General features: G+C 60.5%; 20 protein-coding genes. 11 read left to right on the forward strand and 9 right to left on the reverse strand.

Annotated features, from left to right (window positions below; all coding sequences use genetic code 11):
* Positions 1 to 8: 8 nt before the first annotated feature.
* The 5 genes from CCGE525_RS08875 to CCGE525_RS08895 form a co-directional block, all read right to left on the reverse strand.
* On the reverse strand, positions 9 to 323 hold the full coding sequence (locus CCGE525_RS08875) for a DUF1883 domain-containing protein (protein ID WP_120703938.1): 315 nt from the start codon (positions 321 to 323) through the stop codon (positions 9 to 11).
* A 210-nt stretch (positions 324 to 533) separates the two neighbouring features.
* Positions 534 to 803 carry a hypothetical protein gene (locus CCGE525_RS08880; RefSeq protein WP_120703939.1) on the reverse strand — a complete coding sequence of 90 codons (270 nt, stop codon included), beginning with the start codon at positions 801 to 803 and terminating at the stop codon, positions 534 to 536.
* Between the two features lie 31 nt (positions 804 to 834).
* On the reverse strand, positions 835 to 1032 hold the full coding sequence (locus CCGE525_RS08885) for a hypothetical protein (protein ID WP_120703940.1): 198 nt from the start codon (positions 1030 to 1032) through the stop codon (positions 835 to 837).
* 139 nt (positions 1033 to 1171) lie between these two features.
* Positions 1172 to 2113: a 4-hydroxy-tetrahydrodipicolinate synthase gene (gene dapA, locus CCGE525_RS08890; protein WP_120703941.1), complete on the reverse strand. Its 942-nt coding sequence runs from the start codon at positions 2111 to 2113 to the stop codon at positions 1172 to 1174.
* Positions 2114 to 2127: 14 nt separating this feature from the next.
* A complete protein-coding gene (locus tag CCGE525_RS08895) occupies positions 2128 to 2355 on the reverse strand; it encodes a hypothetical protein (protein WP_120703942.1) in 228 nt (75 codons plus the stop codon).
* 402 nt (positions 2356 to 2757) lie between these two features.
* Here CCGE525_RS08895 and CCGE525_RS08900 point away from each other — a divergent pair, with 402 nt between their 5' ends.
* The gene (locus CCGE525_RS08900; RefSeq protein WP_245472019.1) at positions 2758 to 4038 is read left to right on the forward strand and encodes an IS4 family transposase; all 1281 of its coding nucleotides are present in this window, start codon (positions 2758 to 2760) and stop codon (positions 4036 to 4038) included.
* Positions 4039 to 4271: 233 nt separating this feature from the next.
* On the opposite strand, the gene CCGE525_RS08905 is transcribed toward CCGE525_RS08900, so the two are convergent.
* Positions 4272 to 5282: a ketopantoate reductase family protein gene (locus CCGE525_RS08905; RefSeq protein ID WP_120703943.1), complete on the reverse strand. Its 1011-nt coding sequence runs from the start codon at positions 5280 to 5282 to the stop codon at positions 4272 to 4274.
* A gap of 363 nt (positions 5283 to 5645) precedes the next feature.
* On the opposite strand from CCGE525_RS08905, the gene CCGE525_RS08910 reads away from it, so the two are divergent.
* The 6 genes from CCGE525_RS08910 (at position 5646) to CCGE525_RS08935 (ending at position 12300) form a co-directional block, all read left to right on the forward strand.
* On the forward strand, positions 5646 to 7565 hold the full coding sequence (locus tag CCGE525_RS08910; RefSeq protein WP_120706334.1) for a hypothetical protein: 1920 nt from the start codon (positions 5646 to 5648) through the stop codon (positions 7563 to 7565).
* A 42-nt stretch (positions 7566 to 7607) separates the two neighbouring features.
* Positions 7608 to 7826, forward strand: a complete 219-nt coding sequence (locus tag CCGE525_RS08915) for a hypothetical protein (RefSeq protein ID WP_120703944.1) — start codon at positions 7608 to 7610, stop codon at positions 7824 to 7826.
* 206 nt (positions 7827 to 8032) lie between these two features.
* Positions 8033 to 9481 (forward strand): hypothetical protein, encoded by a 1449-nt coding sequence (locus CCGE525_RS08920; protein WP_120703945.1) that lies wholly within the window; start codon positions 8033 to 8035, stop codon positions 9479 to 9481.
* Entirely contained in the window at positions 9459 to 10277 is an 819-nt protein-coding gene (locus tag CCGE525_RS08925; protein ID WP_120703946.1) for a hypothetical protein, read from the forward strand. The genes CCGE525_RS08920 and CCGE525_RS08925 overlap by 23 nt, the downstream gene beginning before the upstream one ends.
* Positions 10277 to 11314 (forward strand): hypothetical protein, encoded by a 1038-nt coding sequence (locus CCGE525_RS08930; protein WP_120703947.1) that lies wholly within the window; start codon positions 10277 to 10279, stop codon positions 11312 to 11314. The genes CCGE525_RS08925 and CCGE525_RS08930 overlap by 1 nt, the downstream gene beginning before the upstream one ends.
* Positions 11308 to 12300: an OmpA family protein gene (locus CCGE525_RS08935; protein ID WP_120703948.1), complete on the forward strand. Its 993-nt coding sequence runs from the start codon at positions 11308 to 11310 to the stop codon at positions 12298 to 12300. Before CCGE525_RS08930 ends, CCGE525_RS08935 begins: the two co-directional genes overlap by 7 nt.
* Positions 12301 to 12324: 24 nt before the next feature.
* Here CCGE525_RS08935 and CCGE525_RS08940 read toward each other — a convergent pair whose 3' ends face one another.
* Entirely contained in the window at positions 12325 to 13947 is a 1623-nt protein-coding gene (locus CCGE525_RS08940) for an ABC-F family ATP-binding cassette domain-containing protein (RefSeq protein ID WP_120703949.1), read from the reverse strand.
* 291 nt (positions 13948 to 14238) lie between these two features.
* Here CCGE525_RS08940 and CCGE525_RS08945 point away from each other — a divergent pair, with 291 nt between their 5' ends.
* Both CCGE525_RS08945 and CCGE525_RS08950 read left to right on the forward strand, forming a co-directional pair.
* A complete protein-coding gene (locus CCGE525_RS08945) occupies positions 14239 to 15126 on the forward strand; it encodes a tyrosine-type recombinase/integrase (protein ID WP_120703950.1) in 888 nt (295 codons plus the stop codon).
* Between the two features lie 10 nt (positions 15127 to 15136).
* On the forward strand, positions 15137 to 16330 hold the full coding sequence (locus CCGE525_RS08950; RefSeq protein ID WP_120703951.1) for an IS91 family transposase: 1194 nt from the start codon (positions 15137 to 15139) through the stop codon (positions 16328 to 16330).
* A gap of 390 nt (positions 16331 to 16720) precedes the next feature.
* Here the strand turns inward: CCGE525_RS08950 and CCGE525_RS08960 are convergent, their stop codons facing one another.
* Positions 16721 to 17350: a TetR/AcrR family transcriptional regulator gene (locus CCGE525_RS08960; protein WP_120703952.1), complete on the reverse strand. Its 630-nt coding sequence runs from the start codon at positions 17348 to 17350 to the stop codon at positions 16721 to 16723.
* A gap of 86 nt (positions 17351 to 17436) precedes the next feature.
* On the opposite strand from CCGE525_RS08960, the gene CCGE525_RS08965 reads away from it, so the two are divergent.
* The gene (locus CCGE525_RS08965) at positions 17437 to 18210 is read left to right on the forward strand and encodes an SDR family NAD(P)-dependent oxidoreductase (protein WP_120703953.1); all 774 of its coding nucleotides are present in this window, start codon (positions 17437 to 17439) and stop codon (positions 18208 to 18210) included.
* Between the two features lie 250 nt (positions 18211 to 18460).
* Here the strand turns inward: CCGE525_RS08965 and CCGE525_RS08970 are convergent, their stop codons facing one another.
* Entirely contained in the window at positions 18461 to 20737 is a 2277-nt protein-coding gene (locus tag CCGE525_RS08970; RefSeq protein WP_120703954.1) for a heavy metal translocating P-type ATPase, read from the reverse strand.
* Positions 20738 to 20808: 71 nt separating this feature from the next.
* Between CCGE525_RS08970 and CCGE525_RS08975 the strand changes: the two genes are divergently transcribed.
* Complete coding sequence (locus tag CCGE525_RS08975; protein WP_120703955.1) at positions 20809 to 21231, forward strand: MerR family transcriptional regulator; 423 nt, start codon at positions 20809 to 20811, stop codon at positions 21229 to 21231.
* The last annotated feature ends 26 nt before the right edge of the window (positions 21232 to 21257 follow it).

The raw sequence follows: 21257 nt of genomic DNA on the forward strand, positions 1-21257 counted from the left end.
GTGGTATTTCACACGGCAGCCTTCTGCATGCGCGGTGCGGACGTCTTGTCGATCATCTTCACGCTGGATTCGGCAAAGCCGTTATGGCCTTCCATGTCCACCACAAGATGCCAATGGCCTGACTCCGGGATGCTCAGCCGGATCGGCGATTTTTTGGCGACGCCGCCGACGAACTGGTGCTTCAGGGTTTCCGTAAAGCGTTCGAAATTCGAGCTGTTCATCAACCGGACATTGGCGATGGCCGATAGCGTGATCTCGATCACCGTTCCAGCGCGCTGCTCGTTGAGATCGTAGTGGCTGTAACGGAAGGCAGGCTTCGACATTGTTCTTGCACTCTAATGGCACCCGGCCGTTATTTTACCCAAAGGCGGGTTAAAGAAGCGTTGGGCCGGGTGCGTGAGGCCGTCGAAGGGTGTTTTGAATTGCTAATGCATGTGGCGCAAAAGTGTGCGGCGGTTTTGCGAAAACGACATGCAAAAACGGGGAGTTAAAGCTTGGGAGCTAATCTGAAAGATCGCGACGAGCTTTAAGTCTTAATGCAGGTTTGAGGACGGCATCGCGAAGCCGTCGAGGTCGAGCACCGACCCCTCCGGGGCGCGGCAGATATCGGCGGGGTTATAGTTGCATTCTTCCGCCGCGAAATGCAGCGCCGCCTCTTCGTTGGCGAACAAGCCGCCGACCAGCCCTTGCCGGTCCTGGACGATCCAGGTGCCGCGCCGGTCGCGGCCGACCGTGAAGCGGGCGGGTGCCGGCGAAGCTGCCAGATGAGCCGTGCGGCGCTGGATATGCTGTGCGTTTGCCATGTTTTTTCCCTCGTAGATCGCTTCGCTACACTTAGTTGCCGGCCCAGTGCATCAGCACCTGGATGACGCCGGCGGCTAGAATGACAAGCGCCAGGCGCGGCGCGATGGCGAGAAGGCCGTTTTGCAGCGCATGCGAGGAGATCGGCCGCTTAGCCTTTGCTACGGCAGCAGCGCGAGGGCGTTGGAGCGGGTCGGCGGCAACGCCGTAATGCATGTAGCGTGACATCATAGTTCCTTTCCAAGTGTCACCAGCGCTTTCGATTTGAATCGATGTGAGCGCCGCGCAGATAAATTTATGAGTGATGCGGTATGATTTCCATTTGACAGGAAAGGCTAAAATATAAAAATCTCATAGGGATAGAGAGCTTTTATAATCCCAGTCTGAAAGTCGGAGGCGTGGGTGCGTGGCTATGGCAGTCCAGTTGAAGCGAGGCCACCGCCGCCTGGATCGCTGCATCCGTCTCGGCCTCGATGGTGGTTAGCGGCAGGCGTACTTCGGAATTCATGCCCTTCGTCAGAGACAGGGCATGCTTTACCGTTGCCGGTTCAGGCTCACGTGCAAGCGCCTTGAACAGCGGCCGCAACCGGTCGTCGATCAGTCGCGCCGCCGGCAGATGGTCGCATCCAGCCGATAGCTGCATGGAGTGGAAAAGCCGCGGCACGACATTGGCAGCGCTCGAAAACGAACCCCGACCGCCGGCGATGGTGAACGCAAGCGCTGATGCATCGTGGGTCGTGTAAAGCCCAATCCACTCCGGCAGCAAAGGACGCCAAGTGCCGATGCGGGCGATATCGCCGCTCCCGTCGGCAATGCCGATGATGGTCGGGATTTCCGCCAGCCGCGCGACCGTCGCGGGCGCAAGGTCGATGGCGGTATGGGCAGGCAGATTATGGATGATCAGCGGCAGATCGGTGCTGTCGGCCAGCCGTTCGAAATGATGAACCAGGCCTTTCTGGCTTGGCTTCGAATAATAGGGAAGGGTGACAAAGGCCGCGGCGGCGCCGAGTTTCCGGGCCTGCTGCGTCTCCTCGATTGTCGTTGCGGTGTCGTTGGTGCCGGTTGCGACGATAACGGGTACCTGGCCCTCCGCCAACTCGACGCAGATATCGATGATCCGCGCCCGCTCAGGCTCCGTGAGAACCGGTCCTTCACCGGTCAAAGAACAGGCCAACAATCCGTCGACGCCGCTCAGTAGCTGCCGTTCCACATGTGCCATCAACCCGACGGTATCGATCGCATCGTCGCGAAACGGCGTGACAAGCGCGGTGATGGTGCCACTAACGCGCCTCTGTAAGGCCGGTCTCCTCATGATCTTCCGGCCGTTCAGAGATAGTGCAGCACGATGAAAAGCTCGAGGCCGCCGAGCAGCAGTCCGAAGGCGAACATCGCATAGAAGGTGCGTTTTTCTCGGATCTGCCGGTTGCGCAGCCGGCGTTTCGGTCGGGCGCCGCCGGCCGATGCGGAAGCGGCGGTGCGATAGTGTCTTTCGTCGCTGTCTCGGACAAGGAAACGGATCGACTCGGTAAGATTGGGGGAATGTGTATCAAGCATGGCATGTACCTCTGCATTCGACCCTGACGGTAGCGCCGGGCGGCATAGGAAATCCATTCGAGCCGAAAGGCGAAGAAATAGGCGAGATATAAAGACGCAAACGTCAATGCGCCTGGGTCGCTGCGCCGCTTCCACTGGCGTGGGCAACGTACCGAACCGAGAAGGGTGGGCGGGGAAATAGGGGTGATCATACCCTCGAAAGATGCTCCCATAGCAGGCAGGGCAATCGCATATGAGATTAGGGCGCCGCCGCTCTCCTTCTCCCCAGCGGGGCTATGGCATTCACACATTTAGAATTGCCTATGGAGTGGAGTTCTGATTCTTCTGCAAAAAGCAGGAGAATTAAGCGATGGGTGATTTGAGCCTGGGACGGTTTGGCGACCGTCGCTTGGAAAAAGGGGGGTGTTCTTGCTGGAGCGCCTTGTTGAGACGGCTGGCCAGGGGATGCGGGTGCGCAAGCTCGGCGGCAATCGGGCTGGAGAGATCCGCTTGAGCCGGTTTTTGCGCAATGATGCGGTTGATCCGCAGGCGATGATCGATGCGGCGGCGTTGCGCACGGCCAGCCGTTGCGCGGATCGGCATATCTTGGCCATTCAGGATACGACGGTGGTGCGCTCCGGCGGCGGTGGCGGTCTTTACCTGCATGCGATGATCGGGGTCGATGCGGATGATGGCGCGATCATCGGCGCGATCCATGGGCAGTTTTTAAGCCGCGACAAAGGCAAGCGCGGCACGCAGCGCGCGCGTCCGATCGAGGAGAAGGAAAGCTATCGCTGGCTGGAGGGCGCCGACCGCGCCGCGCAGGTTTGCGCGGCCGCGCGCCACATCACCGTCATCGCCGACCGCGAAAGCGATATCTACGAGGCCTTCACCCGACGGCCCGCCAATGTCGATCTCGTCATCCGGATGGCTTGGGATCGCAGCTTCGGTAAGGACCAGCCGTCGCTGTTGGCCATGGCGGACGCCTTGCCGGTTGCGGCAAGCCTGGCCTTCACGCTGCCGGCCAAGCCGGGCCGCAAAGAGCGCGACGCGCAGTTGGCGATCCGCTTCAGTGCGGTGACATTGCCGCGCCCGAAGAATGGCATCTACAACAACGTCCCGGATGGTGTGCGCCTCTTTCTGGTGGATGTGCGCGAGAGCGCACCGCCGCCGGGCGAGACGCCGATCCATTGGCGGCTGCTGACAACCTACGAGGTGTCGGATGCAGGCCAGGCGGCGGCGGTCATCGCCCTTTATCGCCGCCGCTGGGCAATCGAGCAATTGTTCCGCACCCTGAAGACGCAGGGCTTTGATATCGAAGCCCTGCGCATCGAGGACGAGGTGCCGCTGAGCAATCTAGTGATGGCCGCCTTCGTCGCGGCCGTGATTGTGCAGCAACTGGTGCATTCGCGCGACGGCGCTCCTCCGGGCGGCGCCTTGCGCCCCATCGAAGACGCCTTCGAGCCGAGCGACCGGCCGCTTCTGGAAGCCTTCAGCGCCAAGCTGGAGGGCACGACCGCCAGACAGAAGAACCCTCATCCCAAAGGCTCGCTGGCCTATGCCGCCTGGGTCTGCGCCCGCCTCGGCGGTTGGACCGGCTACTACGGCAAGCCGGGCCCAATCGTCATGCTCGACGGCTGGCAACAGTTCCAAGCAGCCAAGCGCGGCGTATCCCTTCTCCTCTCCGCTTGCGACTATGTGTGAATCTAATAGCCCCCAGGGGAGAAGGTGCCCGATAGGGCGGATGAGGGGGCGAGGAGCAAAGCGACGAGAGCCTTGAGCGGCAAGCGAAAGGCAATCCTTCCGATGCCGCTATCCCCCTCATCCGACCCTTCGGGCCACCTTCTCCCCGAGGGGAGAAGGAACTTTCGGTGCTGATCCGCCCCATATGCGATTGCTCTCCACAGCAGGGAGCGCCATCAGAGGCAGTGACGGACTTATCCCGCCACCCGCAAGTTCTCCCGGTCCAATTGCGTCACCAGCGCCAGGATTGTCGACGAGGTTGGCGTTGCGACACCGGCGAGCCTGCCGAGCGCGACGACCATGCCGACCAGCGGCGTGATTTCCAGCGCTTTGCCGGCCAGGAGATCCTGCAGCATCGAGGTGCGCACCGGGCCGATCTGGCGGGAGCGTTCGAGGCGTTCTTCGACGGAAATCGCCAGACGCGAGCCCAGGCTTTCCGCGACCGCTTTCACCTCGTTCATCACCTGCCCCACCATGGCCGACAGGGCAGGGTTGCTCATGATATCGGACATCAGTGCCCGGGTCAGCGCGCTGATCGGATTGAAGGCGGCATTGCCCATCAGCTTGCTCCAGATCTCGTCGCGAATGCGCGGCGAGATCGAGATATTGATACCGGCCTGCTTCAGCAAAGCCGCGATTGTTTCGATGTCGCCGGTTGCCTCGCCGGAGGGTTCTCCGAGGACGAAATGGCCGTTGTTACTGAGCCTGATCTCACCGGGATTGACGACCTCGGCGCCCTGATAGGCGACGCAGCCGATGACGCGCTCAGGCCCGATCGACCGCCAGAGATCGCCGTTCGGATCGAGCTCCTCGATCTGGCGTTCGGCATGACCACTCTGCTCATCCCGATGAAAATACCACCAAGGTATGCCGTTCAGCACCATCACGACACGTGTGCCGGCATGCAGGAGTTTCGCTAGACCGGGTACTGCCGCGCCGAGCTGGTGACCCTTAAGTCCCGTTATCACCAGGTCCTGTGGCGGCAGCTCCGCCGCATCGTCGGTTGCGGTCACCCGCGCCACCAGCGGACTGGCTGCTCCGGCCTCCCAGACGCGCATGCCATGCGTACGAATGCCTTCCAGATGGCCGCCGCGCGCGACGACTGAAACGGTTACCTGCTCCCTCAGCCCCAAAGCCAGTTTCGCTGCAATCGCGCCGCCAAGCGCGCCGGCGCCGTAGATGCAGATAGTCTTGATTGATGCCATGGCCTTGATCTCCGGGTCTGCAGCGATCCGAGCAAGTTAGGTCATCTCCATGATTTGGCGAGCAGTTTATTGAGGTAATCGCAAGAATCTGCCGATTTTTCCCATGGTGGCTCAACCGGCAAAGAGGCCAAATCAGGAGTCCGCTCGATGTTACATCTCCTCAATGGGCTCTCGCTATCTTGCCGTGTATTGGAATTGAACGATGGATTGCAGTTTGGGTTGAAATCCGCCCGGCCTTCGTTCACATTGACGAGGACGAGGGATTTTCAGCTTATTTCATGACCGAGTCTGAGCCCAAATGCGCCTGATCCGGCACAGGACCCGGCCGAGTTGCCAATGGACCTCGCCTCTACGGATTTCTCGATGACGTTTTCGCTGCGAACATTCGGTGGTTTGAAGCTTCTGGACAGCGACGGTCATGATGTCGCTTTTCCGGAGAAGGGTCTGTTGATCCTCTGCTATCTGCTCGCGGATTCGATGGAGCGAGAACTTCGCGGCACGATGGCGCATTTCCTTTGGGGACACGATGATTACGGCAGTGCACAGGTAAACCTGCGCAAACTGGTTTCGAGGATAAAGAGCCGTCAAGCCGAATTGGGTGTGGAATTCCTTCGCTTCACCGAAACGGTGATCGAATTTGAACCGTCGTCGCTCGCTTCGGATATGTCGTTCACGGACGACGGGACCGATCAGCCGTTTTCAAAGCTGGCGCTACTGGTGAAGACGCTGGAATCCGATTTCCTGGCGGGAGCCAATTGCCAGAGCCCGGTTTTCCGCCGCTGGCTCCGGGCACAGAAAAGCCGGCATGCCGCGCTTCTGAAGGAGACCTTGACCATCGCCGCAGCAAGGGCGGTTGCGAAGGAAGAGGTTGCGCTTGTGAAGGAGACGGCTCTGCTGATCTTCAGCGCGGATTCCGAAGATACGGATATCCACCGGATGCTGTTGAATATCTTCGATGCGGCGGGGGAGGTGGAGTATTTTCGACAGATATTCGAGGGACGTGGCGAGCTTCTGGCTTCCTGGTCGCGGCTGAGGGCCAAATCTTCTCCGGTTCTGGAGCAGGTTCGCGAGACCGGTTCGATGCCGGTGTCCAAGGCAGCGGCCGAGATGGCGCCGAAGATCAAAATACCACGTCTAATCTTGCTTCCGCCCAGCAATTACAGCCGCAACAGCGGTGGGGCAATGATTGCCGCGTCTCTCATCGAAGATATCACCATCGGCTTCTGCGCGCTGAACAGCCTGCAAGTGATCGCCCCTTATACCGCCGTTCAGATTAGCCGGCAAAAAGACGAAGATCCGCTCGTGACATTCGAGCGGCACGATATCTCGTATATTCTGGACACGCGATTAAGCGGACAAGACGGCGAGATGTCGCTGTTTTCGCAACTGATAGAACTTGCCAGCCATGAAATCGTCTGGGCGGAGCGTTTCAGTCTGGAACTGTCGTCCCTCCTGCGCCAAAGACGGGATATTTCCCGGCGCATCGCGCTTTCCGTAGCGAGCCAGATCGAGCGCCACGAAATGATGCGGTCCCATTTCGAGGAAAAACCAACGGCCTATCACCGCTATCTCATGGGGCGGCGATATCTTAACCGTCTGACGCTGCCGAACTTGCAGCGGGCGCGCAAGGAGCTGAAAGCGTCCCTTGAGGAAAGCGAGAACTTCGCTTTGGCGCTGAGTTCCATTGCCCGAACCTATTCGAAAGAATGGTTGCTGACGGCGCGCGGCGATGTCGACCTGCTGAAATCGGCCGAAAAATTTGCGATGCAAGCGATTGCGGCGCGCCACAATATGGCCGATGGCTATCGCGAACTCGGTGTCGCAAAGGTGCTGCAAGGGGCGATCGACGAGAGTGTCGAGGCACTGGAACTGGCCGAGACGCTGAGCCCCCACTATGCCGATGTCATTGCAGACCACGCCGACACGCTGGTGCATTTCTCACGTCCAGATCTTGCCCTGCAGAAGATCGAACGCGCTATCGAGCTTAACCCCTTGAGCCCGGACTCCTACCTATGGACCGCCTCGGGCGCCAGCTATTGCCTCGGCCATTTTGAAGGCGCGCTCGGCTATATCGACAGGATGGCCGACCCCAGTCTGGTGGACAGACTTTCGGCAGCAAGCTGGGCGATGCTGGGCAATGGAGACAAAGCAAACTTCTTTGTGCGCAGAGTGCGCGAGACCAATCCTAACTTTGATGTCGACAAATGGCTGTCTGTCGTGCCGCTGAAAGAACAATGGCAGAAAGACATTTATCGCGAAGGCCTAAAGAAAGCAGGATTTTAGCAGACAGTTTTCAAGCCAAACCGTAACGAAAGGAATATCGGCATGGCAAGAGTTGTTGTTATCGGCATTGCAGGAGAAGAAGGTCTGTGGGTAGCCGATCTAGATGCGGGAACCGTCACGCCCCTCCATCCACCCAAGGCCGGAGCGCTTAAGACCGTTGTTGACCTCAGGGCGAGTGGTGCCTCCGTCATCAAGGACGTTGATGTGGCCGTGACAGTCAAGTCGGCGCATGCCGCGGTTTCGGGCCATCTCGACGGCTGAGTGACATAAGAGGAGAAGTGCCGTTCAAAGGGCACTTCTCCTCTTTCAGAGCGAATGTGAGGTTAGAGCCGGGCGTCGTCCGCTCGGGCTATTCTTTACCACAATCTCATTTTAACCTCGGCGGCAACGCTGGACCAGAAACAACCAGTGCGGTATCGGTTTGTGGATGGTCCTTTTAAAGTTGATCCTGTCGCTGGGGAAGATCAGTGCGTTTCGAAGCTTTAAACCGCCTCTGGGAGACCGTTCGGGAGACCAGCCATGACTATCGGGCCTCTACCGACGTATTTCCCGTTGTCGATGTCGAGAAGCTGAGCACGACGCTCGGCCTCAAGGAGAAGGGTGCGACCAGCGGCGGCCTCAACCGGCCGGGGCAAAGCGCCCAGTCCTACGATGAGGCCGAGCAGCGCGTCATCGCCTGGGTCGAGGCGGAGAAAAAAAGCTCCTATCAGGTCCTCGAAGACCAATTTCAGACTTTCGACCGCCGCCTGCGCAACCTCGATTTCGAAGGGCAATTCGGTCTGATCCGGCAGGCGAATGCGTCCAGCGTTTCGGATTTCAAGGCGGAGGTTGCAAGTGGCGTCGACGAGCTGCACGGCCTGCGCCGCAATCTGAAGACCGCCGAAGACGAGATGGTGGACTTCAAGTCCCGGCATAAGCTGCAGCGGGCCGCGAAGGTCTCCAGCAAGGCGGCCTGGGGCTTCAAGGTCGCGCTGATCATCTTCCTCATTCTCATCGAGATGGTGATGAATGGCAGCTTCCTTGCCAAGGGGAGCGAGCAGGGGATTGTCGGCGGCGTCACGGAGGCGGCCGCATTCGCCTTCCTGAACATAGGCGCCGCCCTGATGTTTTCCTTCTTCTGCGTTCGCTTCCTCGTGCACCGGTCGTTTTTCTTTAAGCTGCTCGGTCTCCTCGGCTTGGTCGCCTATGTCGCCGTGGCACTCGCGATCAACATCGCGCTGGCGCATTACCGCGAAGTGTCGGCAACCATTCTCACCGGTGCCGGAACGGAAGTGATGCAGCGGCTGAAGACCGCGCCGCTGGGGCTGCAGGAGCTGAATTCCTGGATGTTGTTTGCCGTCGGCCTGATGTTCTCGCTATTCGCCTTCATCGACGGCTGTTACCTGACCGATCCCTATCCGGGGTTCTCCGGCGTACAGAAACGGCTCGATGCAGCGAGAAGCAATTACATCGACCGCAAGCTCGATCTGATCGACGATCTCCGGGATATCCGTGACGAACATAATGGCAAGATCGAAGAGATCATCCGCGATCTCAGCATGCGTCGGCAGGAAACCGCCGCTATCATCGCTCATCGCGCCAGAACGGCCGGCCTCTTCGCCGAGCATCAAAATCATCTCGAACGCACTGCCAACACGCTTCTGACGATCTATCGCGAGGCGAACAGGAGCACGCGCACGGAACCGGAGCCCACCTACTTCGCATCCCACTATCAGCTTGAGCGCCTGACGCCGGTTCTGCACACCGACGAGGAATGGGACGACAAGGTGCTCGGCGAGCGCATTCAGAACGCCCAGGCCGAGTTGACCCAGCAGATCAAGCGGATCGGCGACGAGTTCGAAAGCGCCATCGAGAAATATCATAAGCTCGACAATCTTTTCCCGGAGGGCATCATTGGCACGACGCAAGCGGCGTAGCCGAGCCGGCAGCTCGGCCGGTCTTATCATCGCGACGGTTTGCCTCGCCGTTCTGTCCCTCGGTATTGTCGGCGCCTATGGCTGGCTGCGCTACAAGGCGAGCGGCAATGTAGCGATCGACCAAGCCTCACTCTGCCCGGTGGACGGCCCGAAAGCGGAAACGGCGATCCTGCTCGATGTCACCGATCCGATATCGGACACAACGGCGCTCGACCTGCGTAATCAGTTCCAGAAGATCGTCGCCGATGTGCCGGTCGGCGGTGCCATCGACATCTATGCCCTGACGGAGATGGAGGGCGACCTTATCCAGACCTTCCACGGCTGCAATCCGGGAAGTGGTGCCAATGTCGACGAATGGACCAGCAACCCGCGTCTGGCGCAGGCGCGCTGGGAAAAAGGCTTCGCAAAGCCGCTCCAGGATATTGCGGGTAAACTGAGCGTCGGCGAGGCCGGCAAACAATCGCCGATCATGGCAGCCATCCAGAAGATCAATCTGGAAGTCTTTACCAACGCGCCAGCTGGCATGCCGAAACATCTCTACATCGCCTCCGACATGATCGAGCACACCGACGCCTTCTCGAACTATCGCGACGGCGCCTCCTACCAGAAATTCCAGCAGAGCTCTGCGCGCAATAAATTCCGGACGTCACTGGATGGTGTCATGATCAAGATCCTCGCCTTTCAAAGGCCGAACATGAAGTTCAGTATGGAGGATCTTGCGAATTTCTGGGCGCAATGGATCAAGAGCAATAATGGCGATTTCGACGGCTTCGTCCGTTTGGAGGGGATACGCTGATGGCCGACGTTGAGGCGAGGCTAGCCATACGCGACTATGGGCCGATGGCCCTCTTTGCGCTGGTTACCGTCGGCGGCATGATCTTCATCTGGACGTCCAAGCTTTTGGAATGGCCGCTGCCGATCGTCACCGGCGTGCCGCTGCTGCTGATGGCGATCTACTTCCTGATCTCGCTGGCTTTCGCCGGCTTTCGTCTGCACAACGAGCAGGCGGGCGACAATCTCTACTACATGGGCTTTCTGTTCACTCTGTCGAGCCTTGGCGTATCACTCTACCTCTTTGCCGGCGAGACCTCGATCGAGACAATCGTCCGCAATTTCGGCATTGCCGTCACCTCCACCATCGCCGGCGTGACGCTGCGCATTCTCTTCAACCAGATGCGGCGCGATCCCATCGACATCGAGCGTAGCGTCCGTCACGAACTGGCCGAGATGACGCGGCGCGTGCGCACCGAACTGGACTCGTCGTCGCGCGAATTCTCCCACTACCGGCGTGTCAGCAATCAGATGCTGTCGGAAGGTTTTGAAGAGATCGCGCGTCAGGCGGAACGCAACGGCGAGGAAATTCAGAAGATCCTGGAGGTTCTGGCGAAGCAAGCGGTCAAACCCATCAACGACACGGCAGCGCAGTTGACAGAGACGACGTCGCAACTGTCCGAGATCATTGGCAAATTCGGCACAGCCGTCGAAACCGTCGGTAAGAAACTCGAGGAGATCCGCTCGCCCGAAGACGTCGTCCGCGCCGAGCTGGCGCCGGCCATCGCCGCCATCAAGGAACTGGCGGAGGCGCAGCTGCAGCCCCTGAGGAATATCGAACAGACGCTGAGCCATATGGCGGATCTTCCGGGTAGAGCAGTCTCGTCCGAAGCCAAACTGATCGACCCGCTTTGGGTGCCGCAGGCGGAAAAACGATCCGCTGATCCAGTTGTACCCAAGGACAATGAGGCGGTCTCGGAGACGATCGCAGCCAAATCCGCCAACAAAAACGAACCGCCGACCGATGCGGCGCCGCGCAAACGTCGGTGGCTTCCATGGTGATGCGCGTCTCGGACAGCACGCCGAAGCTGGAGCACAAGGGCTATAACCGTGGCCTCATCCTCGGCCTGACCATGGCCGAATCCATGCTGCTGCTGGTCTTCTGCCTGCTACTGGTCGCAGCCGCTATGATTTCCACGGAGAGGAACCGCCGTCATGAAGCCGAGCAACGGCTTGCACTCCTGGAAAAGAAACAGTCCGAGCAGACGTCGCTCATCGTGCAACTGCAATCGAAATTGATTTCCGGTGACCTCTCGGCAGCGGACCGGGCGACGCTGGAAAAGGAATGGCGCGAATTGGTGCTGGCGCGTCAGACGCTGGACAGCATGGGCGCTGATGGTACGAAGCCGGAGGATCTGCAGGACCTCGCCAAAGTCGCGGAAGTGCTGAAGCACCATGGCGTCGATCTCGCCAAGGCGCCCGACGAGGTGAGCAAGCTGCTGGCGGGCGAGGGCGGCGGAAAAGGCGCTCATGATTGGCCGCCGATCATCAATCTCGATGACGCCAAGAAGAATTATTTCCAATCGGGCAGTGCCGAATTGACCAAGACCTTTGAACGGATGCTCGACACCACGATTGCCAATGAGATAGCCAGCAATCTCAGCCTCTATGACGCTGACATCGTGGAAGTGATCGGCCACACGGACGAGCAGCGCGTATCGCGGGAAAGCTCGAACCTCGACGATACGCTAATAGGGGCAATGGATGGCAAGCTGCCGATATCGGCCGTTGAGCCTGCCGACAATGCCGGGCTGGGTCTGGCGCGCGCGATCGCCGTCGCCAATGTTCTGAAAGCCAATCCGAAGCTGAAGAACGTCACCATCCTGCCGATGTCGGCCGCCCAACTGATCCTGCCCGGCGATAGGGTTACGACGGGGCAGGCGGGCGCCGTGGAATCCCGGCGACGCATCGAAATTCGGGTACGCGGCAGGACAGCGCCCGTTGCCGTGATCAATGATGCAACGGCGCTTCCCGTCAGCGTACGCTAAACGCGCTTCCAGCGCGATCGCGGCTCAACTCCGCAGCCCGGGCGCCTCATGGCCGGTGCGCGCCACATATTCCGTGTAGCCGCCGCCATATTGGTGAATGCCCTCGGGCGTCAATTCCAGCACGCGATTGGACAACGCCGCGAGGAAATGCCGGTCGTGCGAAACGAACAGCATGGTGCCTTCGTATTGCGACAGAGCCTGGATCAGCATTTCCTTCGTGTCGAGGTCCAGATGGTTCGTTGGCTCATCCAACACGAGGAGGTTTGGCGGATCGAAGAGCATCATCGCCATGACCAGCCGCGCCTTCTCGCCGCCCGACAGCACCCGGCATTTCTTCTCGACGTCATCGCCGGAGAAACCGAAGCATCCGGCCAGCGCGCGCAACGAGCCTTGTCCCGCCTGAGGGAACTCGTGTTCGAGCTGCTGGAAGACGGTGCGTTCGCCGTCCAGCAAGTCCATGGCGTGCTGGGCGAAATACCCCATCTTGACGCTGGCACCCAAAGCGACGCTGCCTTCATCCGGCTGCGCCGAACCCGCCACCAGCTTCAGCAAGGTGGACTTGCCGGCGCCATTGATGCCCATGATGCACCAGCGTTCCCTGCGCCGCACCATGAAGTCCAGTCCCTCATAAATGACGCGACTGCCATACTTCTTGTGGACGCTCTTCAGGCTCACCACGTCTTCACCCGAGCGCGGCGCCGGCTGGAATTCGAAGGCGACCGTCTGGCGTCGTTTCGGCGGTTCAACCCGGTCGATCTTCTCCAGCTTCTTGACGCGGCTCTGCACCTGCGAGGCATGCGATGCGCGCGCTTTGAAGCGTTCGATGAATTTGATTTCCTTGGCCAGCATCGCCTGCTGGCGCTCGAACTGGGCCTGCTGCTGCTTCTCGTTCTGCGCCCGCTGCTGTTCGTAAAACGCGTAGTCGCCCGAATAGCTCGACAATGAACCACCATCGATCTCGATGATCTTGGTGACGATGCGGTTCATGAACTCGCGGTCGTGCGAGGTCATCAGCAATGCGCCTTCGTAACCCCTGAGGAATTCTTCCAGCCAAATGAGGCTTTCCAGATCCAAATGGTTGCTCGGCTCGTCGAGAAGCATGACATCGGGGCGCATCAGGAGAATGCGGGCGAGCGCAACACGCATTTTCCAGCCGCCTGACAGCGCACCGACGTCGCCGTCCATCATCTCCTGGCTGAAGCTCAGGCCTGCCAGCACTTCGCGGGCGCGTCCTTCGAGGGCATAGCCGTCCAGCTCCTCATAACGCGCCTGCACTTCGCCGTAGCGCTCGATGATCCTGTCCATGTCGTCGGCCTGATCGGGATCGACCATCGCCGCTTCGAGCTCTCGCAATTCGGCGGCAACGACGCTCACCGGTCCGGCACCCTCCATGACCTCGGACACGGCGCTTCGGCCTTCCATCTCGCCGACATCCTGGTTGAAGTAGCCGATGGTCACGCCCTTATCGACGGAGACTTGCCCTTCGTCGGGCTGCTCCTGTCCCGTGATCATGCGGAAAAGCGTCGTCTTGCCGGCCCCGTTTGGACCGACGAGCCCGACGCTCTCGCCTCTGTTGAGTGCCGCGGACGCCTCGATGAAGAGGATACGGTGGCTGTTCTGCTTGCTGATATTTTCAATACGAATCATGTTTTTTACGCGAGGCCCGAAAAAGTTTCGGCGCCCTTATGCCATGTGTCGCAGGCGCTGTCGCAGCTTTTCAGCCTCATGTTCGGCTGAAAATCGTCGTCGATACCGATATCTCCGGTCTTATGCGGCAAATGCCACCAATGACAACTTTCGGGCCCAAGGACGAAGCCGCTCGCGCGGCATTGGCGCCCGTGGTGACGGTGCAGCAACGATCTGAACGCCGTGCATTTTGTGGGTTTGCCGTCCTGGCTGAGGATTGGGGTCTTCTCAATCACCAGACAGGAGGTTCCCATGACGGAGGAGAAGACGACCCCGCTGCGCGAACGGATGATCGAAGACATGCGCATCCGCGGGATGGGCGACAAAGTCCGGCAAGCCCATATTCGGGCGATCAAGGATTTCGCCGGGTTTCTGAAGCGATCTCCGGATACCGCGACACCCGACGACCTGCGCGCCTACCAATTGCACATGACCAATGCGGGCGTCACGCCGCCGACCTTCAACGCCCGCATCGTCGCGCTGAGGTTCTTTTTCGGCATCACCTGCGACCGCGAAGAGATGAAGCGGCATATGCAGTTCCGTCGGCAACCGCAGAAGTTGCCCGTTGTCTTGAGCGTTGAGGAGGTTTCCGACCTGCTTGTGGCGGCCCAGGGGCCGGGCCTGAAGTATCGAGCGGCGCTCAGCATCTCCTATGGCGCCGGACTGCGGGCCTCCGAAGTCTGCAACCTCAAGATCAGCGACATCGACAGCGATCGGATGCTGATCCATGTCGAACAGGGCAAGGGACAGAAGGACCGCAAGGTGATGCTGTCGCCCCTGCTGCTGGAACTCTTGCGCGACTATTGGCGCGAGTCACGGCCGCAGGGCTGGCTTTTTCCTGGCAAACCGAAGATCAACCCGATCTCGCCGCGGCAGCTCAACCGCGCCTTCACCGCCGCCAAAAAACTGGCCGGGATCGCCAAGCCAGCGACGCTGCACACCCTGCGGCACAGTTTTGCCACCCACCTGCTGGAAGCGAACACGGATGTGCGGGTGATCCAGGTCCTTCTGGGACACGCCAAGCTGACGACCACCGCCCGTTATATGCATGTCGCCACGAAGACGATCCGCGACACGATCAGCCCGTTCGAGACCCTGAAGAAGCTGCAGGACCAAACGCTCCGACGCGAACTGGAGTAGCGCCCGTCCGGTGATCCGGCCAAAACTGGAGATCGCCGACATCTTCCGTGCCTATGGCCCGGCGTGGCGGCGGGCCAATGCCGGGCATGTTAGCCTGACCCAGCTCAAGGTCATGGCGGCGATCGAGGCCTGCCGAACCGAGGCGCTCGGCGGGCATGTGGCAGCCTGTGCCAAATGCGGCCACCATCACATCGCCTACAATTCCTGCAAGAATCGGCACTGCCCGAAGTGCCAGGGACCCGCGGCGCGGGACTGGATGGCCGCCCGTGCCGAAGACCTGCTGCCGGTCGAGTATTTCCATGTTGTCTTCACCATCCCCGCCGAGATCGCGCAGATCGCCTATTGGAATAAGAAGACGGTCTATGATCTTCTATTCCGGGCATCGGCGGAGACGTTGACCACCATCGCCGCCGATCCCCGGCACCTTGGCGCAAACATCGGCATGACCAGCGTGCTGCACACCTGGGGGTCGGCGCTGACCCATCACCCGCATGTGCACATCGTCGTGCCCGGCGGTGGACTGTCGCCGGATGGCACGCGCTGGATTGGCTGTCGCCCGGGGTTCCTTCTGCCCATAAAGGTTCTGTCTCGTCTGTTTCGGCGGCTGTTTCTCGAAGGACTGATGGCACTCAGTCAATCCGGGGTGCTCTGCTTCTTCGGCGATCTAGCCCGGCTTGCAGAGGCGGATGCCTTCGCTGCCTGGCTTGCCCCCTTCCGCAAATCCGACTGGGTCGTCTACACCAAGCCCCCATTCGGCGGCCCCGAGGCCGTGCTGGCCTATCTCAGCCGCTACACGCACCGCGTGGCGATCTCGAACAGCCGCCTGATCAGCGCGAATGCCGAGGCGGTCACCTTCCGCTGGAAGGACTACCGCATCAAGACCGGTGACCGTCACAAGGTCATGCGGCTGGCCACCGACGAGTTCATCCGCCGCTTCCTAATCCACGTGCTGCCCGACGGATTCCACCGCATCCGCCACTACGGCCTGCTGGCCGGAGCAGGCCGCAAGGCCAATGTCGCAAAGATAAGGAAACTGCTCGGGACGGAAGCGCCATCACAGGACGACACGCCAAGCGCCGAGAGCATCCCGCTCACCCTGAGGCAGCCATGCCCAGATTGCGGCGGCCCGATGCGCATCGTCGAGATATTCCGCCGTGGCCAGCGACCCAAATCCCGTGCGCCACCCCGAAAGGACGCCGCATGACGAAACGCCTGTCACATCAGCCAAGGCCGGCCCGGATCTGCGATGCATTCCGGGGTGGCGCCGATTTGCGCCAGGCAACGCCGCACACTGCAAAACCGCCGATGCGAGGCCTACGAAAGAGGAGCACCCCAACCCCGATCGCGTCATTGCAAGCCTTCGGGGCAACCCGCTTGCACCCGACGCTCCCACCGATAGCCACCTCAGAAAACCGCAGCCGCACGCTTTCCCCATAGGCGCTCCACCCAGCCCCCGCAGGCCTCCTCCTTGGAAGGTTTTTCAACGCGGGCCGACACACGCCCAGCCGCCACCGTCACACCGCGGCCCGCATCGAAAAACCTTCACCAAAGGAGACATTCGTCTTAGACGTTTAGACCTTGTTCACAACGATCTTTACCTAGCCTTGCGATCCGTATGATCTCCAGGCCATGCCCGCAACGCGACATCGACCAAGCGCTTCAGTATCTCCGTACATGCCCCATCGCAGGCCTGCGCGGACATGCCTTGAACGACAGCCGAATAGAAGCGAGCGAGACTATCGGTGTCGGTTTCCGTCGAAAGCTCGCCTTCGACCACTGCGCGATCGAAGCGCGCCTTCATGCACTGGATCGAAGCCTCTCGCCGTGCCGCTACTTCTCGGGCGACAGCCTCGTTTTCCTCGGCATGCTGGAGGACAGCATTAGAGACCATGCAGCCTCGCGGCTGGCCAGGATTAGAGAAGCCCTCGGCGACGTCGTAGAGGTAGAATTCAAGTGCGTCAAAAGCTGACATTGGCCCCTGCAGCGCCTCGGCGCGGCGCTTGGTTTCATGCTCGCTGTTGTAGTCCAGTGCCTGCCGATAGAGTTCCTCCTTTGAGCCGAACGCGGCGTACAACGAGGGCGGAGTGACCCCCATAGCTTGAGTCAGATCGGCTATCGAGGTTCCCTCGTATCCATGCTCCCAGAAAAGCCGCGCCGCGACGCCGAGCCCGACGTCGCGATCCAACGCTCTCGGTCTGCCACGTTTCCGACGTGGTTCATCCATTTTTATATTGATCCCTATAAAAATATTGACAGGCGGATTTTTCATTTATTATATGAATCGCTATAAAAATAGCAACGGAGAGACTTATGTCTGGAAAATTGTCGACCAAAGTAGCCCTCGTGACTGGCAGTTCGAGTGGCATCGGCCGTGCCGCAGTACTTGCTTTTGCTAGGGAGCGCGCAGCGTTCGTTGCCGTTCATTACGCCAGAAACGCGGAGGCGGCCCAAGCTGTCGTCCGTGAGATAGAGGCGCTCGGCACAAAATCCGTTGCCATCCAGGCCGACCTCGCCAAAGGCAAGGACGCGACCGACAGTCTTTGGGAACAGTTCAAGGCAGCGGCAATCGCCGCCACTGGCGAGCCTTCGCTGGATATACTTGTCAATAATGCAGGCGTTGCGCCCGCGGTCTCCTTAATGGAAACAAGTGAACCTCTTTTTGATGAGATCGTGGCCGTCAACGTAAAAGCCCCCTTCTTTCTCATTCAAGCGGCTGCCGATCATATTCGCGACAACGGACGTATCATCAACATCTCGACGGGCTTCACGCGCGTCGCGGCCCCGACTCATCCAGCCTATGCCGCATCGAAGGGCGCGGTCGAAACTCTAACCTTGGCGCTCGCACCGGAATTTGGCCGTCGCGGCATTACTGTGAACACTGTCATGCCTGGCGTCACCGAGACCGGTATGAACGCTTCGTGGATTACAATCCCGGAAGCGCGGGCTCAAGCGGAAGCACTTTCGGTGTTCTCGCGCGTCGGCCAGCCAAATGACGTTGCCGATATCATTGCCTTTCTGGCCTCTAGTGAGGCGCGCTGGACGACGGGACAAGTGATCGACGCAACCGGAGGAGCTCGACTGTAATTTGGGTCAGCGGTAGTGACGCGCCTGTGAGAGCGAGCGCGTCACTCGCTTACTGCGAACCAATCACGCGGCGGTTGCGGAGACGGCTTCAAATCACGGCTTGGCTGCTGTTGGCGCGAAGGTGCCATGACGGAGCACCCACGATTGGTGGCAGTTGCTGCCGAATTCCGGACAACTGAGCCTCGGCCCATCTCGTTGGGAGCTTAAGAAGAGGTCACGGAGAAAGCCATTACTCCCGTCCGGCCGCCACTTATCGTGCGGCGAACACGCCTTTCCATCTCAGCAGCCTCATTGCATTCGCGGTGACCAACACGGTCGCGCCGGTATCGGCCAGGATCGCCGGCCAGAGACCGGTGAGGCCGACGATCGTCGTTACCAGAAATACCGCCTTGAGGCCGAGCGCCATGGTGATGTTCTGGCGGATGTTAGTCATCGTCGTCCGGGATAGCACGACCATGTTGGCGACATCGGTCACGCGGCCGTGGAGAGCCGCCGCATCTGCCGTCTCCAGGGCGACGTCGGTGCCGCCGCCCATGGCGATGCCGACATCGGCGGCTGCCAGCGCGGGCGCATCGTTGATGCCATCGCCAACCTTGGCGACGATCTGCTTGCGAGCCTGCAGCTCGTGCACGATGCGCTGCTTGTCTTCCGGCAGGAGCTGCGCGCGAGGTTCGATACCGAGACCCTTCGCGATTGCACCGGCCGTGCGGGCGTTGTCACCGGTCAGCATGAGAGCGCCGATGCCCACCGTCCGCAGTGCCTCGATCCCGGCTCGCGCATCAGTGCGGGGTTCGTCGCGCATGGCGATAAGACCGGCGAACTTACCCTCGATCACAAGTACGGAGACACTCTTGCCTTCGTCGTTCATCGCGGCAATCCGGGCATCCTGTCCGGCGGAGAACGGCTCCATTTCCCGCGCCGCCTGCGGGGAGAGAAGCGACATAGTCTCGCCCCCGACGCGGCCGCTCACGCCCTTGCCCGGCAGAGCCCTGGCTTCGGCAGCAGGCGGCATCGGAACACGATCGGCCTTGGCCCGTTCGAGGATTGCGACGGCAAGCGGATGGCTCGAACCATTTTCGAGCGCGGCCGCTCGTGACAGCACCTCGGCCGCGGTGTGACCGAAGCCGACGATATCCGTCACCTTCGGCTTACCCTCGGTCAATGTGCCTGTCTTGTCGAAAGCAACCGTCGTCACCTTGCCCATGGTCTCCAGAACCGCGCCGCCCTTCAGCAGCAGGCCGCCGCGAGCACCGGCGGACAGAGCCGCCGCGATTGCCGCAGGGGTCGAGATCACCAGGGCGCAGGGGCAGCCGATGAGCAGGATGGCCAGACCTTTGTAGATCCATTCCAGCCAGCTTGCCCCTGCCACCAGCGGCGGCATCACCGCGACCAGGGTCGCGACAGCCACGACGCCCGGCGTGTAGTAGCGCGAGAAGCGGTCGATGAACCGTTCCGTCGGGGCTTTGGATTCCTGCGCCTCCTCGACAAGCTTCACCACGCGGGCAATCGTGTTGTCGGCCGCAGCGGCGGTGACTCTGACCCGCAGCACTGCGTCCGTGTTGATGGTGCCTGCAAAGACTTTGACATCCACGCCCTTGCGCACCGGCGTGCTCTCGCCGGTGACCGGTGCCTCGTCGATGGCACTCTCACCTTCAACAATCGTGCCATCGGCGGCGATGCGGTCGCCGGGACGCACGAGAATAACCGCACCCACTTTCAGGCTGTCAGCCTGGACCTCGCGGGTCTGGCCATTCTCCTCCACCAGCGCGGTCTTCGGAACCAAGGTCGTCAGCGACTGGATGCTCGCGCGTGCCTTTCCCGCGGCGACGCCTTCCAGCAGTTCGCCGACGAGGAAGAGGAAGACCACCGTCGCCGCCTCTTCACCGGCATTGATGATGACCGCGCCGACGGCGGCGATCGTCATCAGCATCTCGATGGAGAACGGCGTGCCCGCCAATGCCGCCATGACGGCGCGGCGCGCGATCGGCACGAGCCCGACCAGCATGGCGACGATGAAGGCATAGGGAGCGATTGAGGGGACGAGATGGCCGACGGCGTAGGCAGCGACAAGTGCCGCGCCCGATATGATCGTCAGGCGGCCTTTCTTGCTGGCCCACCAAGGGCCGTCCATAGGCGCATGGTCGTGACCGTGCAGCCCCTCGATTTCTTTTTCGGCATGGCGGTGATGATCATGATTGGTGTGATCGTGCGCCGAGTGATCGTGACCGTCATGGTCGTGATGATGATGCCCGTGATCATGACTATGATCGTCGTGCTGATGTTCGGAGGGCGTGGGCTCAGCCTTGCCCGCCAACGGGGCAACGGAGTAGCCGAGGCCCGTTACCTTCTTTTCGATCGCCGAAAGGTTGCTGGTCTCGTCATGGCGCACGGTCATCGTTCCGGCCGTCACCGAAACGGAGACATCTTCGACACCGGCCATACGCCTCACGGCCGTATCAATCTTGGCCGCGCATGATGCGCAATCCATGCCGCCAACTCTGTATCGCGTTTGTGTCGCCGCTGCCATGATCCGCTTCCTTGTCAAATCCTGGCATCTTTCCTACATCCTCTAGCGACTAGAGGTGCAAGGGGAAAATCATGAAAAAGATCACGATCGGTGAGGCGGCGCGGCGAAGCGGCGTGAAAGTGCCGACGATCCGCTATTACGAAGGCATCGGCCTTCTATCGGAACCGGAGCGTAGCGAGGGCAATCAGCGCTCCTACGAAGAATCACATCTGCACAGGCTCGCCTTCATCCGGCACGCTCGCGAACTCGGCTTCGAGATCGAGGCAATCCGCACGCTTCTGACGCTGCAGGATGATCCGCATCAATCATGTGCCTCCGCCGACGCCATCGCCAAGGCGCGCCTGATCGAAGTGGAACAGCGAATTCGCAGCCTGATGGCGCTGAAGGCCGAACTCGAGATCATGGTCGAAGGTTGCGGCCATGGCCGCGTCGACCAATGCCGGGTGATCGAAGTGCTCGCCGATCACGGGCAGTGCATGCATCCGCACCATTGATCCATTGCCCGCCGCACAGCCGGCGA

Source organism: Rhizobium jaguaris (assembly GCF_003627755.1).
GTDB classification, from domain to species: domain Bacteria; phylum Pseudomonadota; class Alphaproteobacteria; order Rhizobiales; family Rhizobiaceae; genus Rhizobium; species Rhizobium jaguaris.